This is a genomic window from Neobacillus canaveralius (genome assembly GCF_047237705.1).
GTDB lineage: Bacteria > Bacillota > Bacilli > Bacillales > Cytobacillaceae > Neobacillus > Neobacillus niacini_K.
On record NZ_JBDFLL010000001.1, the window covers coordinates 527237 to 548889 of the forward strand.

The following is a 21653-nucleotide window of genomic DNA, read 5'->3' on the forward strand; positions in this document are numbered from 1 at the left end:
ATTGAGTGTCTTTCCTCCTATACCTGTCCAATACAAATAAGATTCCTTTTCATATGATATAAAAAGACCACTTGTCGTTGCAAAGCCAATCATAAGATACATTCATGACTTGATGACGAAATAAATCAGCTCTTTTTGTTGATTATTTCATAAAATATATGAACGGATTTAAGACAAGGTACGCTTAGGAGGGGGAATATGAATCAATCTAATAAAAACCCAAAGCAGAGATTCATTGGCCAATGGCTGTTCAATGAAATTGACCTTAACGACAAACTTATTTTTGATAAGTTTATTAAGGAAAGCGAATATCCTGCCACCGTCTGGTCCTCTAACTTTGCTTACCTATGGGCATCTTCACAGTCTAGAAACAGGAAAACGGTCTGGAAAATCATTGATGGTATGTTAGTGCCGTTTTTTTATAATGTGCATCATCAATATCTTTCTCTTGTTTGTCTGCCTTTGGGGAAAGGAGATGCAGAACACGTCGTTAACGTTCTATATAAATGCATGGTTTACTGCTTTCAGTTGAACAAATTAACGGGAAATCAGATATATTGCAGAATACGGACTATTAACGAAGCCCAACTGCAATTTTTACAATCCGGCAAGGAATTTAATCAACTTTTCGATCCTAAAAAGTTATTGGGGATTGAGAGGCATTATAGTATTCAAAAACTCATCACCTTGGCTGGAAAGGAATTCGCATACGTCCGCAGAAAGATCAATAAATTCCATCGTAAATATCCTCAAGCTATTATTCGAAAATATAATAGGGATACTGACTATCAAAAAGTAATGGAATTTAATAATTTATGGGCAAAACAGCAAAATGAATCCATATTTGATGGTACATACTTTAAGGGAATCTTAAAGTACCCAGATGAGTTGGATCACATTGTGTTAGTTGTTGAAATTGATAATCAAATTGTTGGTATGACATCAGGAGGTTGTTTGACAACGGGTCAATCTTGGACGTGTTTTAGGAAAGGTGACCATAAGGTTGAGGGACTATCGGAGTTGCTTTTATGTGAATTGGTAAAAGAAAGCTATAAGGTCAATTCTTCTATTGAATACATGAACGACGGCAGCGATCTGGGAAGTCAAGGGTTAATTTTTTTTAAAGAACGGTTTAGACCAGAATTAAATTTAAACCGGTACCGGGTTTATCTAAAAAATTATAAATACGCTAAACGATGAAAAATGGAAGGTGCTCTTGCAAAACGCGATGCAAGAAACACCTTCATTTTGTTTAATTACGATCTTAGATGGACCTTAGAGATTCATCCTCATTTGCTTCCCTATTGACATATCAAATAATAAAATATAAATTAAGGTGGTAATAACCACATGATGTCTTTATGTGGGGAAATGAGGTATCCAGATGTGGAATAATAAAATCTCTACCATTCAAAAAGATAGCCCAGTACCACTATATTACCAACTAAAAGAAATTTTAAAGAATCAAATCGAATCAGGCGAACTTAAAGATGGAGAAATGATTCCATCAGAACGAGAATTAATCGAACTCTATCAAATAAGCAGGCCAACGGTTCGTCAAGCTATTAATGAGCTTGTTAACAGTCAGCTATTAGTAAGAAAGCAAGGTTATGGGACCTTTGTTAATAAACCGAAACGAAGTCAATGGTATCTTGAAAGTCTTACGAGTTTTTCAGAAGAAAATGAAAAAAAGGGTTTAGCTACAAAAACAGCGGTTCTTACTATCCAAGTGATTGAAGGAACGATGGAACTTAATACATTGTTCAGAAAAAATCATAACCAATACTATCACCTTGAAAGATTACGATATGTAGAAGAGCAGCCAGTTGTTCTCGTATCTACATATATTCCATGTAATCTTGCACCTGAATTAGAGAAGGAAAATCTTACAGAAAACTCATTATATGATATTTTGCATAATCGTTATCACTTAAACATTGATTATGGTGAACGAAGTCTGGAAGCAGTGATTGTAGACAAGAATGATTACCAACATCTCGGAATTTCACCTAATTCACCTATTCAATTAGTGAAAACTATTGCTTTTCTTGAAAATGGCGATGTGTTTGAATACTCCATTTCAAGGTTCCGCGGAGATTTAAGCAGTTTTAAAGCAAAATTGAAATTTAATAAGTAGTATGATCGAACAGAGTAGAGCATAGATTATATAAACGTTGAAATTTTCAAAAAATTTTGTTGACGAAATATAAGAAATGCTCTAAAATTTGTGTTAAGTGGTAATGACAACCTGATATTAGGATGTGTAAGCTACATATAAGCTACAAAAATGCATTCCATGAAAATTTTTTAAATATAGTGGTAATGACAACCTAACGTTCTTACATCACTTTCGTTTGTTTTGTACATCAAATATCTATCAATAAAGTTGTTCTGAAAAAATATTTTTATAGATAAGGAGAATTATAAAAATGGTAACAGCCATTAAAATGCCGAAAATGGGTTTGTCGGGAGACACGAGTTTGATTGGTCAGTGGATTAAGAAAAAAGGAGATAAGGTTTCAGTAGGTGAATCCATATTAACCGTTGAAACCGATAAAGCAACGTTTGAAGTGGAAGCGGAAGCAGAAGGGGTGCTGCTGGAGGTTTTTTATGAAGAAGGAGATGAGGTACCGGTTCTGACTCCTATCGGTGTGATTGGAGAAGAAGGGGAGGATTTCTCAAAACTTTTAAACGAAGACCCTGCAGGCTCTGAGCAACTTAAGAATGAAAAAGAACATAAACCAGATCTGATTGTTCAGGCACAACAAACAGCAGCTGCAAATGATCAGAACCTTGAACCAGTTGAAACTTCTAGTCTTAAAATTTCTCCAAGAGCAAAGAGAACAGCAGAAAGACTTCATCTTGATTATCGGTTCGCAGAGCCATCTGGTGCATCAGGAAGAATTATCGAAAATGATGTATTACGTTTACTTGAAAAGGCTCCTAGGTATACAAGTGCAGCAAAAGCAGCTGGAATCCTTGTTGATAGGAATGATAAAGCTACTGGTTTAGGTGGAAGGGTAACCGTTCAAGATGTTTCTGGCACTACTTCAACGAAACCAAGTGAACAAAAAGCTGTAGAAGAGCCGCCAACTAACGATCAAGCAGGTTACAAAGTTCAGCCTTTAAATCGTATGAGAAAAGTTATTGCGAAGAATATGATGAATTCCTTACATAATTCTGCTCAACTAACCTTAACATCATCTTTTGACGCAACAACCATTCTTGCCTACCGAAACAAAGTAAAGAAGCAAAAGGAAAGTCTCGGTCTGGAAAACGTGACTCTTAACGATATGATTCTCTTTGCTGTTTCTAGGACACTAATGAATCACAAAAATTTAAATGCCCATTTAGTCGATAATGATTTACTCGTATTTGAATCAGTGCACCTGGGCATGGCTGTCGATACTCCTAAAGGCTTAATCGTTCCAACTTTGGTGGAGTCCAATACCAAATCATTAGTTGAATTAGCAAAAGCGAGTAATGAGATGGTACAGAAATGTAAGGATGAAACGATTCTACCACATGAGATGCAAGGTGCTAGTTTTACAGTTACGAATCTTGGTAGTTTTGGAATCGAGTCGTTTACACCTGTACTTAACCCGCCGCAAGTCGGAATTCTTGGCGTAAACACCATTGTTTATCGTGTAAAACAAACGGAAGAAAAAGACATTACTTATCCTGCAATGGGGCTTTCCTTAACCTTTGATCACAGAGCATTGGACGGCGCACCAGCTGCAAGATTCCTGAAGGATTTAACAACTAATCTCGAACATTTCGACCTATTATTAGCCAAGTAATATATTCCTAGTTAAAGAGGGGCAGATGAAAATAATGGTTTATGATTTGATTGTTCTTGGAGGCGGTCCAGGGGGTTATCATGGTGCCCTGCAGGCGGCTTCTAATAATCTGAAAACACTCTTGATTGAAAAGGATAAATTAGGCGGGGTTTGTTTAAACGAAGGGTGTATCCCAACCAAGACCCTACTCCAATCTGCTAAGGTTTACCATCATGCCTTGCATTCTGAGGTTCTTGGTGTTACAGCAAGCAATGTCGAATATCATCATGAAAAAGTGCTTAAAAGAAAAAATGAAGTTTCTGCCCAATTAAGAAGCGGAATCCGCAGCCAGCTGAAAGCAAGTGGTGTAGAGGTTATCGAAGGGTATGGCCAAATATTAAGGCGGCAGGCAGATGGTTTCCTAGTTGGCATTGGGGATGTAATGGTGAAAGGTAAGCGGCTGCTTTTAGCAACCGGTGCAAGTTCTGTTATCCCGCCGATTCCAGGTATAAGGGAGGCACTGGATCAAGGTATTGCCCTTACCAGCCGAGAAATATTAGATATTCCGGATATCCCTGAATCCTTAACCATTATTGGAGGAGGCGTTATAGGACTTGAAATGGCGGAGTATTTTGCTAAGACCGGCAGCAGGGTTACGGTGATTGAAATGCAAAATCAAATTGGCGGTCCAATAGATAGTGAAATTTCCTCCACCTTTCTAAAAATACTCAAGCAAAAGGGAATTCAATTTGAGCTTAATGCCAAGGTCCAGTCGATTGATCAACATCAAGTGACGTATGAAAAACAGGGAAAAACATTTCGAGTAGATTCTGAATACATTTTAGTTTGTACGGGCCGAAAACCAAACATTGAAAACCTGGGGCTTGAGGCTATAGGAGTAGAAACGATTAAAGGTTGTGTTTCTACTGATGAGACGGGGCAAACCAATATTCCTAACGTGTATGCAGTTGGAGATCTTAATGGGAAGTCTATGCTTGCTCATACAGCCTACCGTGAAGCTGAGGTTTGTATTCAAACAATATTAGGAAAAAAGGAACAAATGCGTTATCACTCCATTCCTGCGGTTATTTATACAACGCCCGAAGTTGCCTATGTTGGTGAAACGGAGGAATCGGCTATAGCAAAAGGAATTGATTATGCAAAGGTTAACCTTCCATTAAATTATAGCGGGCGTTATGTAGTTGAACAAGGAGACCGTAATGGTTTTATTAAGATAGTAATTGATAAAAAATACAATCAAATCATTGGTGTTCATATATTAGGTAATTACGCGTCAGAAATCATTTATGGAGCAGCCATGATGTTAGAAACCGAAATGCGAACGAGTGACATTGAACAGCTTGTCTTTCCGCATCCTTCTGTTTCAGAAGTGATTAAGGATGCAATCCATCAGTATATTAAAATTGGAGGTTAAAGGATATGCCAAAAAATTTATTGCTTGATCCAGTGGAGCAGAGGAGTAATCTTGAAATTAAATTTAATTCGATTCCGATAAATCAATATAATAAGAGTTTTGCAGAAGAAAAATCCTTGTACTCAAAGGAAGACCTTGTGAGAATTTATCGTGACATGTTTATGATTCGCGAATTTGAGTCGATGCTTCTATCTTTAAGAACTTCCAATATTTATCAAGAGGTTTCTTATAAATACAGCGGTCCGGCTCATTTATCGATCGGTCAGGAAGCAGCTACAGTAGGCCAGTCGTATTTGTTAGATGAAAATGATTTTATTTTTGGATCTCACCGCAGTCATGGTGAAATTATCGCGAAAGGCTTATCTGCGATTGAAAAATTGTCTGATGCGCAATTAGTGAACATCATGGAGGACTTTTTTGATGGCAAAATACTAAGAATCATTGAAGAACATTGTAAAGATGTCAAGAACACAAAAGAATTGGCTGTACATTTTCTTATCTATGGTACGATAGCAGAATTGTTTGGAAAGGAAACAGGATTGACAAAAGGATTGGGTAATTCCATGCATGCCTTTTTTTCACCATTTGGGATTTATCCTAACAATGCTATCGTTGGCGGTTCTGCACCCATTGCGATGGGCTCTTCGCTCTATAAGAAGGTAAATAAGAAAAAAGGGATTGTCATTGCAAATATCGGCGATGGTTCTATGGCAAGAGGGCCAGTCTGGGAATCCATGAACATGGCGGCTATGGACCAGTTTAAGTTGCTTTGGGATGAGGAGTATCGCGGTGGCCTTCCGATTATCTTCAACTTCTTCAATAATTTTTACGCAATGGGCGGCCAGCCTGTTGGGGAAACAGCAGGATATCAGTTTTTAGCGAGGGTAGGAGCGGCGGTCAACCCAGAGCAAATGCATGCGGAGAGAGTAGATGGATATAACCCGCTTGCTGTTATTGATGCCATCAAGCGTAAAAAAGAGATTCTTGAGCAGGGGAAAGGCCCAGTCCTTTTAGATACACTGACTTATCGTTTGACTGGACATTCACCTTCTGATCCACAAGGATATCGCAGCAAAGAAGAGTTCCAAAAATGGGCGGAAGTGGATCCAATTGTTCATTTTAAGCAGCAGCTTGTGCTTGAACAGGTGGAGAATGAAAACAACCTCTTGGGCATTGAGCTAAATATCAAAGATATGATGTTAAAATTATACAAACTAGCAATTGATGAAGAGATTTCACCAAAAATGGATTTAATCCAATATCCAGATGATATTTCAAGCCTTATGTTTTCAAATCAAAGCATTGAAAAAATGGAAGACCGGGAATGTGAGGTACTGATCCCGAAAGAGGAAAACCCGAGAATAAAACAGATTAAAAAGAAAATAAGGGTAGGTATTCAGGATGGGAAACCGGTATCCAAACTGAAAACACTCCAGCTTAGAGATGCTCTGTTCGAGTCTCTAATTGATAAGTTTTATACAGATCCGACTTTAATCGCATATGGAGAAGAAAATCGTGATTGGGGCGGTGCATACGCTGTCTATAACGGATTAACCGAATCTCTTCCATATCACCGATTATTCAATTCTCCGATCTCTGAAGCAGCCATAGTAGGCTCAGCTGTAGGTTATGCCCTTTCTGGCGGGCGGGTAGTGGTTGAGCTCATGTATGCTGATTTCATCGGATGTGCAGGGGATGAAATTTTTAACCAGTTGGCTAAGTGGCAGGCAATGAGCGCTGGAACGCTTAAAATGCCTGTTGTGCTCCGCACCTCTGTTGGTTCAAAATATGGAGCTCAGCATTCTCAGGAGTGGACATCATTGGTGGCACACATTCCTGGATTAAAGGTAGTGTATCCTGCTACACCGTATGATGCAAAAGGTTTGTTAAATGCGGCATTAAACGGAACTGATCCAGTGATTTTCTTCGAAAGTCAAAGCCTTTATGATATCGGCGAGATGTTCCATCTTGAAGGAGTTCCTGAGGAGTATTATGAAATACCGATTGGTGAACCAGATGTAAAGAGAGAAGGAAAGGACATCACCATCCTAACTATAGGTGCTTCTTTATACAAAGCAGTGGAAGCTGCTGAAATTTTAGAAGAAAAGTTTGGGTTGTCAGCTGAAATCATTGATGCTAGGTCTGTCGTTCCTTTTAATTATGAAAAAGTTCTTGAATCTGTTAAGAAAACAGGGAAAATCGTCATTGTCAGTGATGCAGTAGAACGGGGATCGATTATAAATGATCTTGCCCGCAATATTACGGATTTGGCTTTCGATGATTTAGATGCACCCCCTGTAGTCATCGGTGCGAGAAACTGGATTACTCCTGCTTATGAATATGAGAATCATTTCTTCCCGCAGGCGGATTGGATTATTGATGCCATTCATGAAAAAATCATGCCGTTAAAAGATTATGTACCCGTCAATAATTTCACTAAAAATGAACAAATTCGCAGAAGTAAGTTTGGAGTTTAATAGAACCGTGAAGGAAGTTTAATAGTGAGAGCAGTTAAGATGACGAAGGTAATCCTAGCTGCTCCATTTCTTAGAAAGAAAATTTGATAACGTTATCAAAAAATTTATTGACTTAAGGATAATGCCAGAATATATTAAATACTAATAATAAATAGTAAATTATAAATTTATAGAAAAAATACCTAATACATAATCCACTATTCATCTTTAGACAAAATAAATGAGAACATCATCGTATATTTTTTTCGTCTAAAATGATAACGTTATCAAAATGAATCGCTACTCTAATAACAATGTTTCATAGTGGGTAAATAAGTGCGTTCTTGCATAGAAAACATATAACAATTAATAGAGAAAGTGTTACCAATTCTATGTTTAAGAAAGGTGTTCCAAATGGGTGATCCGAGAAATACAGAATTAAATAAGCAAGTGACAATTAAAGATATCGCTAAAAAAGCAGGCGTTTCACAAGCAACGGTTGGAAGAGTAATTGGGTGTTATGGAAGCGTTTCCTTAAAAGCGAAAGAGAAAGTATTAAAAGTGGTAAAGGAATTAAATTATATACCTAATTCAATCGCGCAAAGTATGAAAAATAAAAGGACAAAAACCATTGGAGTTGTTGTTGGAAGGTTTGGCAATCCCTTTTTCAGTGAGATTGTCAATGCGATTGAAGCAGCGGGAGCTAAATTAGGATATACCGTTATCATTTCTAATACAGATGAGGATTCGCAAAAGGAATTAGAGTGTTTGAAAACATTATACAGCAAACAAATCGATGGGATAATCATTGCGACAACACTAAGCCCTGATACAGTACTAGATGCTGCTTCTAAAAAGTTTTATTCAGGAAGGATTCCTACCGTATATATTGACAGGGAACTCCCATTCTTACAAGAACTATGTGTACTGACCGATAATTACTTCGGTGCCTATAAAGCCACTGAATATTTAGTAGGACAGGGCCACAAAAATATTGGGATCATTGCTGGCACAAATACGAGTACCATGCACCGGCGGATAGAGGGTTATAAGAGAGCTCTGAAGGACCATAACATTGAGCCTCGGGATCAATATATTCGGTTTGGAGAAAAAGCAACAGTAGAAGAGGGCAGACAATTTACTAGTGAATTATTAAATAATAATCCAGATTTGACAGCCCTGTTTGCACTGAATAATCAGCTAGTGACAGGGATGCTGAAAACCATCAATGAGATGAAGTTAAGTATTCCAAACGATCTATCAGTAGTAGGGTGGGATGATTTTGAACTCGCTCAGATTGTCAATCCGCCTTTGACAATGGTTACACAAGATACAGAAAAAATCGGTACGGTTGCTATTGAAAAACTAATAGAAATAATCAATTCAAAAGATGATGAATCTAACGTTCTAGGGGAAAGAAGAATTGTATTTAATGCACATTTAATTATTAGAGAATCATGTGCTGATAGACAAGTAGAGTTGATTTAAAACAGTACTCACTGAAGGGGTGGTATATGGGAGTATTTATAGCTATCATACAACCGTTTTGGAAAATTTAGTAGTAAGGAGTAAGTAATATGTCGGTTTACATACCATCAAAAGGTACAAGGAATATTCTACAGGTGCTGGTTAACGAAGAATTACCAATGTCTGTTGATCGAATCGCCAAGCTTACAAAATCATCAAGAAGGATGGTCTATTATGATCTGGAGAATGTTAGATATTTACTAAAAGCTCTGGGCGTGGGTGAATTGGCGAGCAATGGGGGATCCTATTTCCTTCAGCCTGAGCAAATTGAAGCCGTCAAAAACTATTTAACTAAAAAAAATACCATTCTCAATAAGGACGATCGAATCGGCTATATTATTTGCAGTACAATCAGTTCTCACAACATCATACGCTTAGAATCATTAGCACAAAAATTTGAAATCTCTAAAAATGCAACACTTTATGATTTAGCAGAGACAAAAAAGATACTCGAAGACTATCAGTTGAAATTAAGGAATTCTAAAAAGAAAGGCTACTATGTGGACGGGGATACCTTTCGAAAAAGGTCAGTTTTTTTGCATTATCTTACACAGCTATTGAAGAATAACAACTATGCTAGTTTAGATATTTTTAATCGTGAAACCATTGATCTATACATCAGCAATTTAAAAAAGGTATCAATGGCACAGAATTTACTTGTTAATGAAAATGATTTAATAGCACTTTCCTACTTATTATTATTAATCCGTGAGTTACCCGATACGTATCAGTTCAATGTAGTTAATCAAAATTTCATTATGGGTTCAAAAGAATTAAAGATTATCGACCAATATTTCAACGAACTTTACACACACGAGCGAATTTATTTAATGATCTATCTCTTAAATTATACAAATAACCGAGATTTTTTGACAAAAAATGAGGATAAGGACTATTACCTGCTAGCTCTTGCGGAGGAGATCGTTGGGACATTTGAATTGGTTTCCTGTTTGAAATTTGAACAACATGAGGAATTAGTAAATTCCATCTATGCACATTTGAAACTTTCTTACTATAATTACCTTCTATCCCTCCCTACTATCAATCCATTGCAGAATGAGATAAAAGAGAATTATGCTGATTTATTTAAAATGACTCAAGTTTGCTGCATAAAGCTAAAGGATAAATTCCCCTATCCAATATTTGAAAGTGAAATCACTTATTTAACGATGCACTTTGGTGCGGCGATGCAAAAGGTGAAAAAGAATAAAACATACGCGAATGTCCTGCTTTCCTGCCTAAATGGTATAACAAGTTCCAGATTGCTAAAGTCAGAAGTTGAGAATCAATTTGAAAATATTGTGGTAATTGATACGATAAAACCTACTGAAGTGAATTCCTATGCTGGAGAATTACAAGTTGATTTTGTTATATCAACCATAAACTTTGATTGTAAGTTTCCAATCATTCTGGTAAACCCCATTTTAACCGCAGAGGATAAGGCTAATATTGCTTCCATAATGACGCTTTTAAATATTGAATTTAACACGGATAGTAGACAATTAAAAATACTCCTTGATATTGTTAAACGGAACGTAAATGAGGATGTTTATATAAAAATAAGAAAAGAGTTAAATCGCTATATAAATTCAGGTGGTTCCTTATTAAATACCCCAATTGCTCCTCAGGCTACACTTATCAATATGATTGAACTTTATGGTGTGCAAGTTTATCAAGAGGTTGAAGAAGACTGGGAAAATGCAATCCGAAAAACAGCAGAAGTATTAATTGCAACCAAAAGTATAAGTAAAGATTATATAGAAGCAGTTATATCTTTAGCCCATCAGTATGGCCCTTATTTCGTCATTAGTCCGCAGATTGCCATTGCCCATGCACAGCCAAAAGATGGTGTTTCTAAATTAGGTGTGTCATTAAGTATCTATAAGAATGAATTAAATATTATGGGGAAGAAGGATATAAAATTTCTTTTTGTACTGGCATCACCAAATCAAAGGGACCATTTGCACATCTTGCAGAATATTGCATTTATTGCTGAGAAACCTGATGTAATCGACCAGTTGGTTGAAGCAAAGGATAAAGAAGAATTTTTATGGATTTTAAATAAAGCATATAGCGAGGCAGAATAACAGTAGTCAAAATACTCAAAATAATTGCACAAATAATAATGAAATAGATTGGACTATTTGTTCTACTTCATTCTTGCGATACTGTAATTAATAAATATGCATATTTATAGTAAATTAGTGGAGGATGATGGTTCGATTATGTTAAATGCTATATTGAATTTTATCGTACAATTCTTATCCAACCCAACGATTCTCATTGCTTTAATTGTGATGGTCGGTCTGATTATTCAGAGAAAATCAGCAGCTGATACGATGAAAGGAACTATTAAGACCATAGTTGGTTTTGGTATCATTAGCGCAGGGGCTGGCGTTGTTATTGGGTCACTTACTCCTTTGGATAAGCTGATGGCAGGTACCTTTGATTTATCTGGTACACTTCCAGTCAATGAATCTGCTTTTGCTGTTGCTTCCGCAAAGTTTGGTGCAGCGCTATCAGGCATAATGGCAATCGCCCTGGTTGTTAACGTCATTCAAGCACGATTTTCTAAATTTAAATTTATCTACCTAACGGGACATGAGATTATGTGGGTCTCAACTGTTTGTGCGATTTCTTTAAACGCAATAAACATGCCGTTATGGCAGATCATCATTAGCGGCGGTTTACTAACAGGTACGTATATGGCGGTTTTCCCTGCGTTAATTTACAAATCAGTGTGTAAAGTAACAGGTACGAAGGATTTAGCAATTGGACATAGTGGAACTGTCTTTTACTGGCTCGCCATGATTGTCGGCCGTCTAACAGGGAATAAAGAAAAATCTGCAGAAGATATCAAAATTTCAAAATCATGGAATGTTCTACGCGACTTAACCGTTTCCTTGACTTTGGCAATGGTTATTGTTTACATCGCAGTGTCCATATTATCTATGATTCAAGCACCAGATTTAGCAAAAGAGACATTTGCTGGTACAAACTTTATCATTTTTTCGATTATGCATGGTGCACAGTTTGCTGTGGCTATTTACTTAATTCAAGCAGGGGTTCGAATGGTGGTTGGAGAACTTGTTCCAGCATTTAAGGGTGTTGCTGAAAAGTTTATCCCAGATGCTATCCCAGCGTTGGATATTCCTATCTTATATCCATATCAGCCAAATTCAGTTTTAATTGGCTTCATTAGTGCAGCGGTAGGCGGTCTGGCAGCATTTTTTGTTCAAATTCTATTAATTGGAACTATATTTGAACTTCCTTTGATTCTTCCCACGTTGTTTACGGCTTTCTTCTATGGTGCAACAGCTGGGTGTCTATGTAATCAGGAAGGTGGTTTAAGAGGTGTAATCATTGGCTCAGTGTTTACCGGATTTATCATTGCCCTATTCCCAGCATTATTGATTAAATTTGGTAAAGTGTTTGTTGAAGGGACAACATTCGGCGGAGGGGATTCAGCTATTATAGGTATTTTTAATACACAAATAGGTGGATTCATTTCTAGTTTCGGACTATTCATTGTTATTATTCTCCTATCCTTGGCTCCAATTGTTTGGTCAGTAATGACCTCCGGCAGACCTGGTATAACTGAGAGAAATATATCTGAAGGGAAGTAGTTATATGAAAATTCGTAAAATACTATGTTGCTGTATTTCAGGTATGGGTTCATCCTTTATTGTTGAAATGAACTTAAAGAAGGTATTGGATAAGTTAAACATGAGTGATGTTGAAGTAAATCATGCTGGTATTTATGATGCTTTTCCAGGAGCTGCAGACTTATATATCTGTTCTTCTGATGTATATGAAGAATGCTTGAAAGCAGGGGATACGATTCCGCTTGATAGATTGACAGATATTAATGAACTTGAAACGAAGTTATCAGCTTATGTGGAGAGTATTAGATAAAAGTGGAATATTTTGAAAGCGTTTCAAAAAGCATACCCACTTACTTAAAATGAAAACATATTATGAATAAGGGAAGGTATTATGGGATGATTTCGGATATGTTACAAAAGGAAAACGTTCAAATTCTAGATTGTGTTACGGACTGGCAAGAGGTTGTCTATATATCCACAAAAAACTTAATAGATCAAGGGTACATCACGGGAAATTATCCTAAGAAAATCATTGAGTTGACGGAAAAACATGGTGCCTACTATGTTCTGTGTCCTGATGTAGCACTTCTGCATGCACGCCCGGAGGATGGAGTCATTCGCAGGCAGTTATCTGTAACGCTAGTAAAGGAACCTGTAACTTTCAAGGGAAAAAGTGATACAGTCAGACTTGTTATTACCTTAGCTGCCGAGGATTCACAGAGCCATTTAGGTGCGTTACAAGCAATTGCGGAAATTATTTCGAATGAGGACCGAATCCAATCATTAATTGGAATAAACGACGCTGAAAAGTTATATGAAGAGTTTTTATGTGTACAGTAGAGAAATAGAGTAATACACTGTTTTGGATTTAGTAAATGTAAAGACTTAAAGGAGTATGAGATCTCTTGTGATTTCATGCTTCTTTTCTTTTTCTACTTAAATGTGAAAATAGTAATATAGTTTTTTTATTCTACTACTTACCAATCATATATAATCAGAATAGAGGAAAAATTACCTATTGGTTCTTAAAAGAGATCGGAAAAATATGGGGGGAAAGTAACAGTGGTGTTTAAGAGGCGGAGTTTAGCAGATAAGTTGGTTCAAGGGTCTAATGATATATTCGTTGGGCGAGATGAAATTATGATGGATTTCTTTGCTGAGGAAAACCAAACGCCTCTATCATCTGAAACATATAAAGTTTGTATGTATTATGGGGTAGGGGGCATTGGGAAAACCACTTTAAGAAAACAGATGGTTAAAAGAATTGAGCAAAATCAAAATAATGCTGCATGTGTTTTGAATTTTGAGACGAAAGGGTATCAAGAAAAAGAAAATGCGCTTATCCATTTAAGAAAGTCTTTGGGAAAAAAATATAAAATGAATTTTGCTTTCTTTGATATTGCCTATACGCTTTATATGAATAAAGCATACCCCCATCTGGCTTTAAAGGAATCAACGGCTCCGCTATTAGATGAGAGTGATTTCTTATTAGACGTCGTCAATACCATTGAGGAAATTCCAGGAATTAGTCTTGTTTCTAAAATCTATAATCTATTTCATAAAGGTCATAAATTAATAAAAAGATATTTAGATGAACAGAAGATGAGTTATTTATCTTTATTAGCAGAAAAAGAAGCTTCAGAGCTTCTTTCATACTTGCCTGAGATTTTCAGTGAGGATTTGTTGGGATTTATCGAGAGAACTTCCACCAATGTCTATATTTTTATTGATACATACGAAGCTTTATGGCAAGATCAGCGGTTAAAAGGCTATGAGTCATACGTAGACGAATGGATCCGAGATTGGATTCAAGTCACTCCTAACGTAACATGGGTGATCTTTGGGCGTGAGAGGCTTCGCTGGGAGGAAATAGACCAAAATTGGAGAGCGGTCATTCAACAACAGGAAATTCCTTCCTTAAGGAAAGAGGATGGGAGAGAGATTTTAAAACAGCATGGCATACATGAGGAAGAGATTATTTCTAAGATTTTAGACTATTCCGAGGGGCTGCCTTACTCCATTGAGCTTTCAATAGATTTATATAAAAGAATTTCAAGGGAAAGGACTCCTGTTCAGGAGGATTTCCAATTTAAGAAAAATGTGGAAAAACTGTTTAGTCGTTTTATGAGATATCTTACAAAAGGGGAGCGAAGGGCACTGGAGCTGTTGGCCCTGACCCGTTCTTGGGACCGTGAATTATATAACATCCTGATGAAACGGTTTGATATTGGATTTAATGATGATGATTTGGATGACCTTACTTATTTTTCCTTTATCAAATTAGGTGCAGATGGAAGATGGGAAATGCATGCTTTAATGCGTGAAAGTCTTCGAGATTTTATGGGTAATTATAAATTTACGGAAGGGAATCTGTTTCTTTATCAATACTTTGCTTCACTCCTCAGCCAGCATTCATTCAAATCAACGGTGGAAAAACCCGCTTTTTGGCTGGGGGAGTCATTCTTCCATGGGTTTAGTTTAGCTGTGAAGGATTTAATGGCAATCGATGAATTTATAGAATGGTTCCGTAGAGAGGATTCCAGTTTTTTTGTCTACGGAAAATGGGAGGTCTCTATTCCTCTGCACCAACAGCTCATTGGATTTCTTGAACAGACACCAATCGAGAGGAATAATAAGTGGCTTGCCGTCATTGTGTATGATTTGGCCTTTATTTATTTTAAACAAACAAAATATCCGGAAGCGGAAGAATTGTTCGAGAAAGCTGTTACGATTGCGGAGAGTGCATATGGGGTAAATGACAGCTTTACCGCAAAAACATATTATGGGCTGGCGACAATCTTTCATAATCAGGGGAAATATGAGGAAGCGGAGCCATTGTATCAGAGCTCTTTGCGAATTCGGAAGCAAATCTTAGGAGAAAACCATCTAGGAGTCGCCTTATCGGCCAACAATCTTGCCACGCTTTATCAGGATTTGGGAAGGCTTGAGGAGGCAGAGCCACTTTACTTAGAATCTATTGAAATTCGGAAAAGACCTGAGAATTATGATGGTGGTAAGGTGATCGCGGCTTATATTAGTCTTGTTTATTTTTATCACGATAAAAAGGAATATGAGCTGGCTGTTTCTATGGGAATTGAAGTTATTAAGTTAGGGAAAAAAGTTTTTGACATGAACCATGTTAACTTTAGCCAAGCCCTTAATCATTTGGGTAATATATATATAAGGCAGCGGAAATATCGTAAATCCCGTATTCTTTATCAAAAAGCATTAGCCATCGCCATTGAAAATGTGGGGGAACTATCAGCTGAAGCAGCAAAGGTTTACCATAATCTTTCGGTCTTATCCTATCTTTTAGATGATCAGGCAGTCGTAATCAATCATATTGAAAAATGTCTACATATAAAAAGGGAAATTTATGGGGAGAACCACTTCCGCTATCATCAATCAGAAAGTGTTTTAGATCAAATCAACAATCAAGTCATTCAGCATGATTGTGTATTTCTTGATTTTTAGGAGGTTATTATGTTAAAAGCTCCCGAATTTGTAAAGGATGTTCATCTGAAATTTACCGAACCACTGGAGCCATTAAAGAATGAAGTGAAATATATTGTTATTCATCATGCACAGGAACAGGGCTGGGACGTCTTTAAAACTCACTCCTTTCATCAAACGGAACGTCAATGGAGCGGCATTGGCTATAATTTTTTTATTGAAGAAAATGGTGAGATTATCAAGGGAAGAGGTTACAGTGTTGGAGCTCATGCTCTTCATTATAATGAAGTTTCACTAGGCATTTGTTTGACTGGAAATTTTGATATCGACTATCCGACAGAAGAGCAGCTAGCATCTGCAAAAAAACTGTGTTCTTATTTAATGAAGGAATTCAGTGTTTCCGTATCTCAAGTGGTAGGTCATCGTGAGTTAAAGGATATAACCAAAACCTGCCCCGGAAAAAACTTTAATATGGATCAGTTTCGGGAATTTATTCGTAAGGCCTAACCTCATTTTGACTCGTTACGGTGAACCTGACCATAAGTAAATAAATGCCTCCCCTTATGGTTGGGGTGGCTCTTAATGAGGATAAGACAGGCTAAGCGCCCAATCTGACATATAGACGGAAGAATTCCGCTTAATCAGAAAAAAGCATGGAAACTAGCCTTAATAGACGGAGAGATTCCGCCTATTGGTTCGAAAAGCGGTAGAATAGGCAATTTATTTTTGAATAAGCGGAAAACCTCCGCTTATATACCCCGAAACAAGCTACATTCGGTAAATAAGCGGAAAACCTCCGTTTATTCACTTTCGCTGGTTACTCAAAAAGACTTCTTATTTATAAGGAATTGATATACTGTCTATTTCAATGAACTGTGTTCCAGGAATGATCCTGATCGGTAAGTAAGGAACTATATACTCGACGAGACTTTTATCAGAGACTGGTAAAAGTTCTTTTTTATTAAGAGGGTTTGACCTTATTTGTTTGCTACTCCGTGGGAGAAGAAAACTGTCGAGATATTAATCAAGAATCAAAGTGACAGAATTTGCAAAAACATGTTTAATCCAACTCTTACTAGGGTACGAAATTATGTAATGTTTCTACATAATAAATACCTAAAGGGAGGAACGATCATGAACGGCATGGGGAAGAAAGTGAATGAAAACAGTAAAAATGAGCAGCTAGAGCAGTTCCGGGTTAATGATGAAGGCAAACAAATGACAACCAATCAGGGATTAAAGGTTTCGGAGGATGAGTTTTCCTTAAAAGCAGGTGAACGTGGTCCGACGTTAATGGAGGATTTTCATTTTCGCGAAAAGATGACCCACTTTGATCATGAGCGTATTCCAGAGCGTGTTGTGCATGCACGCGGCTACGCTGCACATGGTGAGTTTGAAGTGTATGAGTCGATGAAAGAGTATACAAAGGCAAATTTTTTGCAGGATCCGTCTGTTAAAACGCCTGTGTTTGTTCGATTTTCAACTGTAGCAGGCTCACGGGGGTCAGCTGAGACCGTTAGAGATGTCCGTGGTTTCGCGACAAAATTTTATACTGAAGAAGGTAATTATGATCTAGTTGGCAATAATATTCCGGTTTTTTTCATTCAGGATGCGATTAAATTTCCAGATTTAGTACATGCTCTCAAGCCCGAGCCTCATAATGAGATTCCACAAGCAGCAACGGCTCATGATACATTTTGGGACTTTGTCGCGAATAATCAAGAAACTGCCCATATGGTCATGTGGCATATGTCAGACCGTGCGATTCCACGAAGCTTTCGTATGATGGAAGGGTTTGGCGTTCACACCTTCCGATTTGTTAATCATCAAGGTAAAGCGCGTTTTGTGAAGTTTCACTGGAAGCCTATATTGGGCGTTCATTCACTAGTGTGGGATGAAGCGCAGAAAATCTCAGGAAAAGATCCTGATTTTCATCGCCGTGATTTATGGGAATCAATTGAAAGCGGCAATTTTCCTGAGTATGAATTAGGTGTCCAAATGATAGAGGAAGAAGATGAATTTAAATTTGATTTCGATGTGCTCGATCCGACAAAATTATGGCCTGAAGAAGAAGTACCGGTAAAAATCATTGGGAAAATGACATTGAATCGAAATGTCGATAATGTTTTTGCTGAAACAGAGCAAGTAGCATTTCACCCAGGTCATGTTGTACCAGGTATCGATTTCACGAATGATCCTTTGCTTCAGGGCCGCTTATTTTCCTATACAGATACACAATTAATTCGCCTTGGAGGTCCAAACTTTCATGAGCTGCCGATAAATCGACCTGTTTGTCCGTTCCATAATAATCAGCGTGATGGCTATGGACGTCAAACCATTAACAAAGGGCAAGTTAACTACCATAATAATTCACTAGCTTCAAATACACCCATTCCCGCAACTGAAGAAGAAGGTGGGTATGTTCATTATCAGGAAAAAATAGAAGGCAGAAAGGTACGAGGCCGCAGTGAAAGCTTTAAGGATCACTTCTCTCAAGCTAGCCTGTTTTGGAACAGTATGAGTAAAACTGAAAAAGCGCACATCCTTGACGCGTTCAGTTTTGAGCTGGGAAAAGTAAAGAGTAAATATGTGCAGCAGCAGGTGGTCGATATGTTTGCTAATGTTAGTTTAGAGCTCTCAATGGCTATTGCGGATGAAATCGGTGCAACCCAGCCTCAAGCTCAAGGAGAAGTCTCACAAGTAATCAAATCATCACCAGCACTTAGCCAGATAAATACAAAGAAACAGCCTAAAACACGTAAAGTAGGTGTAATTATTAGCAACGATTTTAACGGTGCTGATGTATTGGAAGTATTGAAAGCATTAATAGCAGAAGGCATTCAAATTGAAATCATTAGTGATAAGCTCGGAACATGCAAAGGTTCTGATGGTTCAGAGCTGGAAGTTAACCATACTTTTTTAACGGGGGATTCCGTGTTATTCGATGCTATCTATGCGGTTGGTGGAAATATTGAATGTAAGAAGTTTAACCAAAACGCAGCCTATTTTATTAACGAGGCATTCTCTCACTTCAAGCCGATTGGTGCCACACACGAAGGCATAAAATGGCTGCAAGCGGGAAATTTCATTAACAGTCCCGGCGTTGTAATTGGAGATGGAATGAGAGAGTTTGCAGAGGACTTTGTAACCGCTATTTCTGCTCACCGTCACTGGGACCGCCAAATCGTTTAAACTTAAACGCAGTGTAGACTTTGGGGGCTGCTGTATCCTTAAGCCTGCGGCTGAATAATAGGAGATGGGTGAGATGAGAGTTTCACGGCCGGTTTTGAGATAGGCGCATGAATTTTTCATGCGCCTACTCTATTTGTTTTTGTTATGGAATTTTATTTGAAGTCAACAAGAATAAAGGATTCGTCATCGCTCTTATGATATACATTTTTTTCATAATGTAGGGCCTGTAAAATTTCCTCTTTCAATTTACATAAAGGTAATGATGTCGTTTTCCTTAATAATGGAGCTAAATAGTCTGTAGCAAGGGGATCAACACCATCTGTGTAAAGGAGCAGTCTGCCTCCCTTTTTGTAGGTAAAAGTATTTGTTTTAAATACAACACCCTCAAATGTTCCAAGTGGTGGGGCTGTAGAACTTAATTCATATTGTGTCCCGTTAGGGTCCTGCCATAAAGCAGGCGGATGACCTGCATTGACATAATCAATTTTTTGTTTTTCTGTATCGATTAAAAGATAGATGCCGGTAGAATAATGCCTAGCCTCCTCGTTGTTATCAAACAATTTGTGAAGGTGGCTATCCAGTTCTTTCATCACAAGATCAACAGTAAATCCTGCTGAAATCAATCTTTGAAACAGAGAATGAAGCGTCATTGTGATTAATGCTGAAGAAATACCATGGCCCATCACATCAAGCAGAATGATTCCATAGCGATATGGGTCAATTTGATAAATCCCATAGATATCACCGGATAATTCACCAGAGGCATTATAGAATACTTCCATTTGAAAGTAATCATTGTTAATCGGTTCGGTTATTGATGTTTCTTGAATGATTCTAGCCAGCTCTAACTCTTTCTTTGTTTCTATTTTATATTTTTGATTTTGTTGGTTCAGTTCAAGTAGTGCTTCTTTTTGAATTTCCAGCTTTTTAAGGGTGGTCTCTAATTCCGCCATCGCTTCATGCTTTGCTTTTAACGCTTTTTCGGTTTCCTTTTTTGCCAGAAGCAATTCATTTTCGTATTCGTTCCTTTTACGCATTGGAATAATAATACAATCCACTGTCTCTTTCCTCTTTAGGAGAGCGTTGATAAGAACGGGAATCTCTTCTCCCTTACTTGTCTCTAGTGAAATATACATTTCCTCTACCCGATGTTCAAGTTTTACTAGTGGAAAAAAATAGAATTGTAAAAACAGACGGGCAGGGACAGTGAGGATAGAATTGACATGCTGTCCTATTAATGAATCTTGGCTGTAATTGAGTATCTTGAGCAAAGTTTGATTAATTTCTAAAATGAGTCCATCTTCTGACAGAGTTAGAAACCCACAAGGTGCATGATTCAATTGTTCGTCCATCAAAAATTAACCCCTCTACCCACTAAGCTACCTTCTACAGATACAGATGCTTCGTTCAGGTATTGGGTGATTAGGCGAATCGTCTCCTCGGGATGACTCATATGAGGGCAATGTCCCGTTGCCTCCATTATTTTTAGCATACTATTAGGAAGATGATGATGAATATACTCTCCTACTGCTAATGGAGCAATAATATCATTGGAACACTGTAAAATTAGTGACGGTACTGTTACTTTTTTTAAATCGGAGCGGTTATCGGCGAAAAAAGCAGCCTCCGCAAATTCACGTGCAATAATAGGGTCAGTGGAACAAAAACGTTCTTCCAGTTGACGTTTAACCTCTGGCAGCTCCGGATTATTGGTTACCGTTAAGGCAAAAACATTTGCCCAACCTATGTAATTTTTGTCCATCATATCAATCAAGCCTAAAAGCTCCTCTTTTTCAAAACCGCCGTAATAATGCGGAGGATCATTTAGGTAGCATGGAGAAGGGCCGATCATAACGAGACGAGAGAAGTACTCAGGATGACGCAATGATGCTAGCATACCAATCATGCTCCCAACAGAGTGGCCAACAAATACAGTATCTTTTAAGTCTAAGGCTGCACAAACATCTAGTACATCTTGTGCGTATCCTGCAAGACTACTATATCGTTTCGAGTCATAAGCATGTATGTCTGAACGACCCGAACCTACGTAATCAAATAAAATGACTTGGTAATCATTTTCGAAGGCTTCGGCAACTGACTTCCAAACTGTTTGGTCACAGCCAAAGCCAGGAGCAAAAATGATTGATTGTTTACCTTTGCCTTTAATCTTCACATTATTCCGAAATAGAATGTTCTGGTCCATCCT

Annotated in this window: 15 protein-coding genes; 13 read left to right on the forward strand and 2 right to left on the reverse strand. The window is 37.6% G+C overall.

The window, feature by feature from the left end:
• The first annotated feature begins 198 nt into the window (after nt 1–198).
• The 13 genes from ABC255_RS02600 (at nt 199) to ABC255_RS02660 (ending at nt 19447) form a co-directional block, all read left to right on the forward strand.
• Nucleotides 199–1200, forward strand: coding sequence for a phosphatidylglycerol lysyltransferase domain-containing protein (locus ABC255_RS02600; RefSeq protein ID WP_412991212.1), 1002 nt, complete (start codon nt 199–201; stop codon nt 1198–1200).
• 184 nt (nt 1201–1384) lie between these two features.
• Complete coding sequence (locus ABC255_RS02605; protein WP_412991213.1) at nt 1385–2137, forward strand: GntR family transcriptional regulator; 753 nt, start codon at nt 1385–1387, stop codon at nt 2135–2137.
• Nucleotides 2138–2429: 292 nt separating this feature from the next.
• On the forward strand, nt 2430–3800 hold the full coding sequence (locus ABC255_RS02610) for a dihydrolipoamide acetyltransferase family protein (protein ID WP_412991214.1): 1371 nt from the start codon (nt 2430–2432) through the stop codon (nt 3798–3800).
• A 25-nt stretch (nt 3801–3825) separates the two neighbouring features.
• Nucleotides 3826–5214, forward strand: a complete 1389-nt coding sequence (gene lpdA, locus ABC255_RS02615; RefSeq protein ID WP_412991215.1) for a dihydrolipoyl dehydrogenase — start codon at nt 3826–3828, stop codon at nt 5212–5214.
• 5 nt (nt 5215–5219) lie between these two features.
• The gene (locus tag ABC255_RS02620; protein ID WP_412991216.1) at nt 5220–7691 is read left to right on the forward strand and encodes an alpha-ketoacid dehydrogenase subunit alpha/beta; all 2472 of its coding nucleotides are present in this window, start codon (nt 5220–5222) and stop codon (nt 7689–7691) included.
• A 393-nt stretch (nt 7692–8084) separates the two neighbouring features.
• Nucleotides 8085–9158, forward strand: a complete 1074-nt coding sequence (locus ABC255_RS02625; protein WP_412991217.1) for a LacI family DNA-binding transcriptional regulator — start codon at nt 8085–8087, stop codon at nt 9156–9158.
• 89 nt (nt 9159–9247) lie between these two features.
• Complete coding sequence (locus ABC255_RS02630) at nt 9248–11284, forward strand: BglG family transcription antiterminator (protein WP_412991218.1); 2037 nt, start codon at nt 9248–9250, stop codon at nt 11282–11284.
• 138 nt (nt 11285–11422) lie between these two features.
• Nucleotides 11423–12823 (forward strand): PTS ascorbate transporter subunit IIC, encoded by a 1401-nt coding sequence (gene ulaA / locus ABC255_RS02635; protein WP_412991219.1) that lies wholly within the window; start codon nt 11423–11425, stop codon nt 12821–12823.
• A gap of 4 nt (nt 12824–12827) precedes the next feature.
• The gene (locus ABC255_RS02640; RefSeq protein ID WP_412991220.1) at nt 12828–13112 is read left to right on the forward strand and encodes a PTS sugar transporter subunit IIB; all 285 of its coding nucleotides are present in this window, start codon (nt 12828–12830) and stop codon (nt 13110–13112) included.
• Nucleotides 13113–13210: 98 nt separating this feature from the next.
• Nucleotides 13211–13642, forward strand: coding sequence for a PTS sugar transporter subunit IIA (locus ABC255_RS02645; RefSeq protein WP_412991221.1), 432 nt, complete (start codon nt 13211–13213; stop codon nt 13640–13642).
• A 222-nt stretch (nt 13643–13864) separates the two neighbouring features.
• The gene (locus ABC255_RS02650) at nt 13865–16276 is read left to right on the forward strand and encodes a tetratricopeptide repeat protein (protein WP_412991222.1); all 2412 of its coding nucleotides are present in this window, start codon (nt 13865–13867) and stop codon (nt 16274–16276) included.
• A 9-nt stretch (nt 16277–16285) separates the two neighbouring features.
• Entirely contained in the window at nt 16286–16762 is a 477-nt protein-coding gene (locus ABC255_RS02655; protein WP_412991223.1) for a peptidoglycan recognition protein family protein, read from the forward strand.
• Between the two features lie 636 nt (nt 16763–17398).
• On the forward strand, nt 17399–19447 hold the full coding sequence (locus tag ABC255_RS02660; RefSeq protein WP_412998462.1) for a catalase: 2049 nt from the start codon (nt 17399–17401) through the stop codon (nt 19445–19447).
• A 152-nt stretch (nt 19448–19599) separates the two neighbouring features.
• Here ABC255_RS02660 and ABC255_RS02665 read toward each other — a convergent pair whose 3' ends face one another.
• Nucleotides 19600–20799, reverse strand: a complete 1200-nt coding sequence (locus ABC255_RS02665) for a PP2C family protein-serine/threonine phosphatase (RefSeq protein ID WP_412991224.1) — start codon at nt 20797–20799, stop codon at nt 19600–19602.
• Nucleotides 20799–21650 carry an alpha/beta fold hydrolase gene (locus tag ABC255_RS02670; protein WP_412991225.1) on the reverse strand — a complete coding sequence of 284 codons (852 nt, stop codon included), beginning with the start codon at nt 21648–21650 and terminating at the stop codon, nt 20799–20801. Before ABC255_RS02670 ends, ABC255_RS02665 begins: the two co-directional genes overlap by 1 nt.
• Nucleotides 21651–21653 lie beyond the last annotated feature (3 nt).